We start from the raw sequence: 9968 nt of genomic DNA on the forward strand, positions 1-9968 counted from the left end.
CGTCGGCCTTGGTGCCGATGCCGGCGTTGTACTGGTTCTCGGTGAGCTTGAGCGAGCGCTGGTACGCGGTGACCGTGTCGTTGAGCAGCTTGATCTGCTGGTCCATTACCCGCAGTTGCAGGTAGTTCTGGGTCAACTGGGATTGCAGGGAAAGCCGCGAGTTGGCGAGGTCCGCCGCACTGGCGTCCATGCTCGCGGTATCGGCTTCCAGCTGGCGACGCAGCTTGCCCCACAGGTCCAGTTCCCAGCTCACGCCGAGGCTCGCCGAATAGCTGTTGCTGATCGAACTGCTGCCGCCGCCGCTGCTGACGGTGGAACCGTCAGGCAGGCGCACGCTGCCGCCGCTGCCAGTGCCTTGTCCGGAACGGGTCTTGCCGACGTCGGCGCTGATAGTGGGGAAGAACGAAGAACGCGCCCCCTTGGCCAGCGCCTGGGCCTGGCGGTAGGACGCCACCGACTGCGCCAGGGTCTGGTTGGCGGCCACCAGGCGGGCCTGCAGGTCGTTGAGCGTGGCGTCGCCGTACAGCTCCCACCAGGCGCCGTGGTTGAAGCCGTCCTGCGGCTTCGCCAGCTGCCAGCCCTGGCCCTCCTTGAAGCTGGCGGGCACCGTCAGCTCGGGACGCTGGTAGTCCGGGCCGATGGCGCAGCCGGCCAGGGTCACGGCCAGCGCCAATGCCAGCGGAGAAAGCAGGGAACGGGGGCGGATCATACGGGTGTCTCCAGGGCGCCATCGGTGCGCACGCCGCGCTTCTTGTTGACCCAATGGCGCAGGCGGTCGAGATAGAGGTAAACCACCGGGGTGGTGTAGAGGGTCAGCAACTGGCTGCCGATCAGGCCGCCGACGATGGTCATGCCCAGCGGGCGACGCAGCGCGGCGTCGCCGCCGATGCCGAAGATCAGCGGCAGCGCGCCGAGGATGGCGGCCAGGGTGGTCATCATGATCGGCCGGAAGCGCTTCATCGCCGCCTCCAGAATCGCATCCCGAGGTGACAGGCCCTGGGTACGCTCGGCGTCCAGGGCGAAGTCGATCATCATGATCGCGTTCTTCTTGACGATGCCGATCAGCAGGATCACCCCGATCAGCGCGATCAGCGACAGCTCGGTGCGGAACAGCATCAGCGTGAGCAGCGCGCCGACACCTGCCGAGGGCAGCGTCGAGAGGATGGTCAGCGGGTGCACGTAGCTCTCGTAGAGGATGCCCAGCACGATGTAGACCGACACCAGCGCCAGCAGGATCAGCCAGGGCATGTCGTTCTGCGTGTCCTGCACGGCGCCGGCGTTGCCTTCGAAGGTGGCCTGGATCTCGATCGGCAGGTGGATCGGCTCCACCGCCGCCAGGATCGCGTCGCGGGCCGGGCCGATCTGCGCGCCCTGGGCCAGGTTGAAGGAGAAGGTGGTGGCGGCGAACTGGCCCTGGTGGTTGACCTCCAGCGGCGCGCGGCTCGGCTCGATGTGGGTGAAGGACGACAGCGGGATACGCTGCCCTTCGCTGTTGATCACGTAGACCTGGCGCAGCTCTTCCGGCGACTCCTGGTACGGCTGGGCGACTTCCATCACCACGTGGTACTGGTTCAGCGGGTTGAAAATGGTCGAGACCTGGCGCTGGCCGTAGGAGTTGTTCAGCACCGCATCCACCTCGGCAACGTTCACCCCCAGGCTCGCCGCGCGGTCGCGGTCGATCACCAGGCGGCTCTGCACGCCCTTGTCCTGGGCGTCGCTGCTGACGTCGACGATCTGCGACACCTTGTTCATCGCCGCCTCGACCTTCGGCGCCCATTCGCGCAGCAGGTTGAGGTCATCGCTGCGCAGGGTGAAGTCGTACTGCGCGTTGCCCTGGCGGCCGCCGATGCGCACGTCCTGGCCGGCGACCAGGAACAGGTTGGCGCCAGGGACTTCCGCCAGCTTCTTGCGCAGGCGGGTGACGATGGCTTCGGCGGAGTCGCGCTCGGTGATGTCCTTCAAGGTGACGAAGAACGAGCCAGTGTTGCTCGACTGCCACTTGCCGCCGCCGACGAAGCCCACCACGTTCTCCACGCCCGGGTCCTCGGAGAGGATCTTGCGGAACTGCGCCATCTTCTTGTCGAGCGCCTGGAACGAGATGCTCTGGTCGGCCACTGCGAAGCCGCGCAGGCGCCCGGAATCCTGCTGCGGCAGGAAGCCCTTGGGCACCACCACGAACAGATAGAGGTTCAGCGCGATGCAGCCGAGCATGATCATCACCATCAGCCTCGAATGCTCCAGCGCCCAGCTCAAGCTGGCGCGGTAGCGCTGCATGAAGGCGACGAAGTAGCGGTTGCTCTGGCGTTCCACCGAGGCCTTCTTCGGCCCCCGTTCGACCGGCTTGAGCAGGCGCGCGCAGAGCATCGGCGTCAGCGTCAGGGACACCACCAGCGACACCAGGATGGCCGCCGCCAGGGTCACCGAGAATTCGCGGAACAGCCGCCCGGTGATGCCGCCCATCAGCAGCAGCGGGATGAACACCGCCACCAGCGACAGGGTCATCGACAGCACGGTGAAACTCACCTCTCTGGCGCCGCGGATGGCCGCCTGGATGGGAGGATCGCCCTCCTCGATGCGCCGGGCGATGTTCTCCACCACCACGATGGCGTCGTCCACCACGAAGCCGGTGGCGATGATCAGCGCCATCAGCGACAGGTTGTTCAGCGAGAAACCGCACAGGTACATGACCGCGAAGGTGCCCACCAGCGACACCGGCACCGCCAGGCTGGGAATCAGCGTGGCGCGGCCGTTGCGCAGGAACAGGTAGACCACCAGGATCACCAGGATCACCGAGATGACCAGGGTCAGCTCGGCCTCTTCCAGGGAGGAGCGGATCGACGGGCTGCGATCGTCCATCACCGACAGCTTCACCTGCGGGCCGAGCACGTCCTGGATGATCGGCAGCTGCTCGTGGATGGCGTCGGTGGCCTCGATGATGTTGGCGCCCGGCTGGCGGGTAATGATCAGCAGCACCGCCGGCAGGTCGTCGGAGAAGCCGGCGTTGCGCACGTCCTCCACCGAATCGGTGACCTTGGCCACGTCGCGCAGGCGCACCGCCGCGCCGGTGTCGGCGTTGTAGTGGACGATCAGCGGGGCGTACTCGCTGGCCTTGCGCAGCTGGTCGTTGGAGTCGACCTGCCAGTGCCGCTCGCCGAACTCCAGCGAACCCTTGGGCCCGTCGGCGTTGGTGTTGTTGATGGCGTTGCGCACCGTGTCCAGGGAAATGCCGTACTGGCTGAGCTGGTCCGGATTGACGTCGACGCGCACCGCCGGCAGCGAGGAGCCGCCGATGCTCACCTGCCCTACCCCCTTAACCTGCGCCAGCTTGGGCGAGACGATGGTCGAGGCGAGGTCGTACATCTGCCCGCGGGTGTAGGTATCCGAGGTCAGGGTGAGGATCATGATCGGCATGTCCGACGGGTTCGCCTTGCGGTACGTCGGGTTGTTCGGCATGCCGGTGGGCAGCAGGCTCATCGCCGCGTTGATCGCCGACTGCACTTCGCGCGCGGCACCGTCGATGTCTTTCGACAGGTCGAACTGGACGATGATGGTGCTGTTGCCCAGGGAACTGCTGGAGGTCATGTCGGTGACCCCGGCGATGCGCCCCAGCGAGCGCTCCAGCGGCGTCGCCACGGTGGAGGCCATGGTCTCAGGGCTGGCGCCGGGCAACGACGCCTGCACCAGGATGGTCGGGAAATCGACGTTGGGCAGCGGCGCCACCGGCAGCAGGCTGAACGACAGCGCGCCGGCCAGCATCAGCGCCAGGGTCAGCAGGCAGGTGGCGACCGGGCGCAGGATGAACAGGCGCGACAGGCCGCCCATCAGGTGCGCTCCGCCGGGTCGATGCTGTTCACGTCGAGGCCGTGGCGGCCACGCCAGGCGGCCCAGCGTGCGGCCAGGCGGTCGAAGTACAGGTAGATCACCGGCGTGGTGAACAGCGTCAGCAGTTGGCTCACCAGCAGGCCGCCGACCATGGTGACGCCCAGCGGCTGACGCAGCTCGGCGCCGGCACCGCCGGCGAGCATCAGCGGCAGCGCGCCGAGCAGCGCGGCCATGGTGGTCATCAGGATCGGCCGGAAGCGCAGCAGGCAGGCCTGGTAGATCGCCTCATGGGGCGGCTTGCCCTCGTTGCGTTCGGCGTCCAGGGCGAAGTCGATCATCATGATCGCGTTCTTCTTGACGATGCCGATCAGCAGGATGATGCCGATGATCGCCACGATGCCGATGTCCTGCCCCGAGAGCATCAGCGCCAGCAGCGCGCCCACGCCCGCCGAGGGCAGCGTAGAGAGGATGGTCACCGGGTGGATGAAGCTTTCGTAGAGGATGCCCAGCACGATGTACATGGTGACGATGGACGCCAGCACCAGCAGCAGGGTGTTGGACAGCGAGGCCTCGAACGCCTGGGCGGCGCCGCGGAAGCTGCCCTGCAGGCTGACCGGCATCTCCATCTGCGCCTCGACATCGCGGATCGCCTGCACCGCCTCGCCGAGGGCGACGCCCTTGGCCAGGTTGAAGGAGATGGTCGCGGCGGGGAACTGCGAGATGTGGTTGATCGCCAGCAGCGTGTGGCGCTCCTCGACCTTGGCCAGGCTCGACATACGCACCTGGGTGCCGTCGCTGGCGGGCACGTAGAGGTTCTCCAGCGACTGCGGGCCGATCTGGAATTCCGGCGCCACTTCCAGCACCACGCGGTACTGCGTGGCCTGGGTGAAGATGGTCGAGATCAGCCGCTGGCCGAAGGCGTTGTACAGCACGCTGTCGATGTTCGACAGGCTCACGCCCAGGCGCGAAGCGGTGTCGCGGTCGATATTGATGTAGGCCTGCAGGCCCTTGTCCTGCCAGTCGGTGGCCACGTCGGCCAGTTCCGGCAGTTGCTGCAGGCGGTCCACCAGGCGCGGCACCCAGTCGGCGAGCACGTCGGGGTCGGCATCCTGCAGGGTGAACTGGTACTGGGTACGGGCTATGCGGTCCTCGATGGTGAGGTCCTGCACCGGCTGCATGTACAGTTTGATGCCGGCAATCTGGTCGAGCTCCGGCTGCAGGCGGTGGATCACCTCGCTGGCGGTCACGTCGCGCTCGGCGTGGGGCTTGAGGTTGATCAGCAGGCGCCCGGTGTTGAGCGTCGCGTTGGTGCCATCGACGCCGATGAACGAGGACAGGCTGGCCACCGCCGGATCCTGCAGGACGATCTTCGCCAGGTCCTGCTGTCGGTTGGCCATGGCCTGGAAGGAGATCGACTGCGGCGCCTCGGCGATGCCCTGKATCACCCCGGTGTCCTGCACCGGGAAGAAGCCCTTGGGCATGAAGATATACAGCAGCGCGGTGAGCRCCACGGTGCCGATGGCCACCAGCAGGGTCAGCGGCTGATGGCGCAGCACCACGCGCAGGGCGGCGGCGTAGCGCTCGATCAGCTTGTCGATGAAGCGCCCGGCGGCGCGGGCGAAGCGCCCTTCCTGCTCCGGTTCGACGTGGCGCAGCAGCTTGGCGCTGAGCATCGGCGTCAGGGTCAGGGAGACGAAGCCGGAGATCAGGATCGCCACCGCCAGGGTAATGGCGAATTCGCGGAACAGCCGCCCGGCCACATCGCCCATGAACAGCAGCGGGATCAGCACGGCGATCAGCGAGAAGGTCAGCGAGATGATGGTGAAGCCGATCTGTTTCGAACCCTTGAGTGCAGCTTCCAGCGGTTCGTCGCCCTGCTCCAGGTAACGGGCGATGTTCTCCACCATGACGATGGCGTCGTCCACCACGAAGCCGGTGGCGATGGTCAGCGCCATCAGCGTCAGGTTGTTGATCGAGAAGCCGGCGAGGTACATCACGCCGAAGGTGCCGATCAGCGACAGCGGCACGGCGAAGCTGGGGATCAGCGTCGCGGAAATATTGCGCAGGAACAGGAAGGTGACCATCACCACCAGGCAGACGGCGAGGAACAGCTCGAACTGCACGTCCGCCACCGAGGCGCGGATGGTCGTGGTGCGGTCGGTGAGCACGCTCACTTCCAGGCTGCCGGGCAGGGTCGCCTGCAATTGCGGGAGCATCTTCTTGATGCTGTCCACCACCTCAATGACGTTGGCCCCCGGTTGGCGCTGGATGTTCAGCACCACTGCCGGCGAGGTATTGGCCCAGGCCGCCAGGCGCACGTTCTCCGCGTCGTCTTCCACGCTGGCCACGTCGCGCACGCGCAGCGGCGAGCCGTTCTTGTAGGCGATGATCAGGTCACGGTAGGCATCGGCGGACTTGAGCTGGTCGTTGGCGTCCAGGGTCGAGGAACGGGTCGGGCCGTCGAAGCTGCCCTTGGGGCCGTTGAGGTTGTTGTTGGTGACGGTGGTCTGCAGGTCCTGCAGGCTCAGCCCGGCCGCCGCCAGGGCGCCGGGGTTGGCGCGGATGCGCACGGCCGGGCGCTGGCCGCCGCTGATGCTGACCAGGCCAACGCCGGAAATCTGCGAAATCTTCTGTGCCAGACGGGTGTCCACCAGGTCCTGGATCTGCGGCAGCGGCATGTCCGGGGACATCACCGCCAGCGTCAGGATCGGCGCATCCGCCGGGTTCACCTTGCTGTACACCGGCTGGTTCGGCAGGTCCTTGGGCAGCAGGCTCTGCGCGGTGTTGATCGCCGCCTGGACTTCCTGTTCGGCGACGTCGAGGTTGATCTGCAGGCTGAACTGCAGGGTGATCACCGAGGCGCCGCCGGAACTGGTGGAGGACATCTCGTTGAGGCCGGGAATCTGCCCCAGCTGGTTCTCCAGTGGCGCGGTCACCGAGGAGGTCATGATGTCCGGGCTGGCGCCGGGATACAGGGTCACCACCTGGATAGTCGGGTAGTCGACTTCCGGCAGCGCCGAGATCGGCAGGAAGCGATAGGCGATGATCCCCGACAGCAGGATCGCCACCATCAATAGCGTGGTGGCGACCGGCCGCAGGATGAACAGGCGGGACGGGTTCATTCGCTCTTACCGCTGTCCTGGACCGGGGTGTCCGAACCAAATGGCTTGGCGGTGGACTTGTCGCCCTCCTCGCCGGCCGCTGCGCGGGCCTTGGCGTCGGAGCTGGCGATGGTCATGCGGGTGCCGTCGCGCAGGCGGTCGGTGCCTTCGACGACGACGCGGTCGCCCTCCTTCAGGCCCTCGGTGACCACCACGCGCTCGCTCTCGCTGGTGCCCAGGGTGATCAGCTGGCGCTTGGCCTTGTTCTCCTCGCCCACCATGTACACATAGGTGCCGTCGTTGCCGCGCTGCACGGCGTTGGCCGGGATGGTCAGCACGCCCGGCAGGGTCTCGGCGAGCAGGCGCACGTTGACGAACTGGTTGGGGAACAGCTTGTGGTCGGCGTTATCGAAGCCGGCCTTGAGCTTGACCGTGCCGGTGGTGGTGTCGATCTGGTTGTCCAGGGTCTTCAACACGCCGGTGGCCAGGGTCTGGTTCTGGTTGCGGTCCATGGCCTCCACCGGCACCGGCTTGCCGCTGTACAGCTCGCGGGCAATGGTGCCCAGCTGCTGCTGCGGCAGGCTGAACACCACGGAGATCGGCTTGACCTGGGTGATCACCACCAGCGGCGTGGTATCGCCGGAGGTGACCAGGTTGCCCACGTCCACCTGGCGCAGGCCGACGCGGCCGGCGATGGGCGCGCGCACCTGGGTGAATTCGAGGTTGAGCTTGGCGTCGGCGACCTGGCCCTGGTTGGTCTTCAGGGTGCCTTCGAACTGGCGCACCTGGGCTTCCTGGGTGTCCAGGGTCTGCTTGGCGATGGAGTCCTCGGCGTACAGGCCCTTGTAGCGGGCGAGGTCGATCTGCGCGTTCTTCAGCTGCGCCTGGTTCTGCAGCAGCGTGCCCTGGGCCTGGTCCAGCGCGGCCTGGAACGGACGCGGGTCGATCACCGCGAGTACATCGCCGGCCTTCACTTCCTGGCCTTCCTGGAACGGCACCTTGACCAGCTGGCCGCTGACCCGCGCACGGACATTGACGGTGTTGTAGGCCGTCACCGTGCCGAGCGCGTGGTAATGCACCGGCAGGTCACCCTTCAGCGCCGGGGCGACGCTGACCGTCACCGCCGCACCGCCCTGCCCGGCCATCTGCCCGGCACCCGGTCGCCCGCCACGCCCGCCCTGGGCGGCAGGCGCCCCGGTGGAGGTCGAATGCAGCCACATGATCAGCCCGACCACGGCAGCGAACAGCAGCGCGGTGATGAGCCAGGGGCGCAGTTTGCGGAGTTTCGAGGGCGATCCGTTGCTTGCAGTCATGGGGCTCTTTCTGATTAGAAAAGAAGGTCTTATGGGAAGAGAAGGTCTTCGCGCAAAGAAAAAAGAATAGCGAGGCTGAACGATAAGCACAGCAGCGCCGCAGGCAAAGTCTCTTTACCCGCTATTTACCTTTGATTTACCGGGGGTTACGAATTACCGAGGCATTGCGACCCGGAAATGGCGCGAGAGGTTCCCGCGCCAATGGGGCCAGCCCTGGCGGGCTGGCCCGGTCCTTCCATCAGGCCAGGGCGGCGATGGCGGCGGCGTAGTTCGGCTCGTCGGCGATCTCGCCCACCAGCTCGCTGTGCAGCACCTTGTTCTGCTCGTCCAGTACCACTACAGCGCGGGCGGCCAGGCCGGCCAGCGGGCCGTCGGCGATGGCCACGCCGTAGTTGGCGAGGAACTCGCGGCCACGCAGGGTGGACAGGTTCACCACGTTCTCCAGGCCTTCGGCGCCGCAGAAGCGCGCCTGGGCGAACGGCAGGTCAGCGGAAACGCAGAGCACCACTGTGTTGGCCAGCTTGCTCGCCTCGGCGTTGAACTTGCGCACGGAGGTGGCGCAGGTCGGGGTGTCGACGCTGGGGAAGATGTTCAGCACCTTGCGCTTGCCGGCGTAGGTTTCCAGGGTGACGTCGGACAGGTTGCCGGCGACCAGCGACAGGGCCGGAGCCTGCTCGCCTTTCTGCGGCAGCTTGCCGTCGACGGAAACCGGGTTGCCCTTGAGGGTGACTTGAGCCATTGCTTGGGTCCTTCTGTGAGGGATGGCGGCGTTGGCAGGGTGCCAGCGCCGCAAGAGGATTCGGGGCCGGGGGCAGATGCTAGCACGACTTTCCCGAGCGTAACGCTCGGATACACGGATGAATAATCCGCGGGACAACGGGTTCGCGAGCAAGCTCGCTCCTACGAAGCGCGTGGCAACAACCTGCAGAAGCGGGGACGGCTCCAGCCCCAATCCGGTCCCTACCAGTCGCGCTCGGCGAACAGCTGCGTCAGCCAGTCGGAGAACACCCGCAGGCGCCGCGACATCTGTCGGCGCACCGGGTAGAGCACGCTCACCGGCAGCGGCGGCGGTTGCCAGGCACGCAGGACTTCAACCAGCTCGCCGCAGGCCAGGCCCTCGCTCAGGTGGTAGCGCGGCGCCTGGATCATGCCGAAGCCGGCGCGGCAGGCAGCGATGTAGGCGTCGGCGTTGTTCACCGTGATGCGGCTGGGTAGCCGCTGGGTGCGCAGTTGGCCGTCGAAGCGGAATTCCAGGTCGAAGATGCGCCCGCTGGAGGCCGACTGGTAGTTCACCGCGAGGTGCCCGTCGAGCCGGTCCGGATGCTCGGGCAGGCCAAACTCCTGCACGTAGGCGCGGCTCACGCAGGTGAGCTGCTCCAGCTCGGCGATGCGCCGACCGACCAGGCTGGAGTCCGGCAGCTCACCTGCGCGCAGCACGCAGTCCACGCCCTCGCGTACCAGGTCCACCTGGCGGTCGTTGAGGCTCAGCTCCAGCTCGATCTGCGGGTAGCGCCGGCAGAACTCCGGGAGCGCCGGGATCACCACCAGCCGCCCGAGCGAGCTGGGCAGGTCGACCCGCAGCTTGCCACGCGGGTTTTCGGATGAATTGGCGGGCGAGTCGGAGAAGCAGTTCTCCGCCTCCTCCAGGTCCTCCAGCAGGCGCACGCAGCGCTCGTAGTAGGCCTGGCCGTCAGCGGTGACGCTGACCTGTCGGGTGGTGCGGCGCAGCAAC

The 9968-nt window shown here is 66.8% G+C and carries 6 protein-coding genes; all 6 read right to left on the reverse strand.

The features are described from left to right. The coding region (locus tag QO207_RS30615) for a TolC family protein (RefSeq protein ID WP_301536007.1) at positions 1-709 on the reverse strand (709 nt) is incomplete at its 3' end. Then, on the reverse strand, positions 706-3822 hold the full coding sequence (locus tag QO207_RS30620; protein ID WP_301536008.1) for a multidrug efflux RND transporter permease subunit: 3117 nt from the start codon (positions 3820-3822) through the stop codon (positions 706-708). The genes QO207_RS30615 and QO207_RS30620, both read right to left, overlap by 4 nt. Then, positions 3822-6944, reverse strand: a complete 3123-nt coding sequence (locus tag QO207_RS30625; protein WP_301536009.1) for an MdtB/MuxB family multidrug efflux RND transporter permease subunit — start codon at positions 6942-6944, stop codon at positions 3822-3824. The genes QO207_RS30620 and QO207_RS30625 overlap by 1 nt, the downstream gene beginning before the upstream one ends. Beyond that, complete coding sequence (locus QO207_RS30630; protein WP_301536010.1) at positions 6941-8236, reverse strand: MdtA/MuxA family multidrug efflux RND transporter periplasmic adaptor subunit; 1296 nt, start codon at positions 8234-8236, stop codon at positions 6941-6943. The genes QO207_RS30625 and QO207_RS30630 overlap by 4 nt, the downstream gene beginning before the upstream one ends. Before the next feature lie 238 nt (positions 8237-8474). Further along, a complete protein-coding gene (gene tpx / locus QO207_RS30635) occupies positions 8475-8975 on the reverse strand; it encodes a thiol peroxidase (protein WP_081516774.1) in 501 nt (166 codons plus the stop codon). A 221-nt stretch (positions 8976-9196) separates the two neighbouring features. After that, on the reverse strand, positions 9197-9968 hold a 772-nt coding region (locus tag QO207_RS30640), incomplete at its 5' end, for a LysR family transcriptional regulator (RefSeq protein WP_301536011.1).

Source organism: Pseudomonas sp. CAN1, from assembly GCF_030462585.1.
Taxonomy (GTDB): Bacteria; Pseudomonadota; Gammaproteobacteria; order Pseudomonadales; family Pseudomonadaceae; genus Pseudomonas.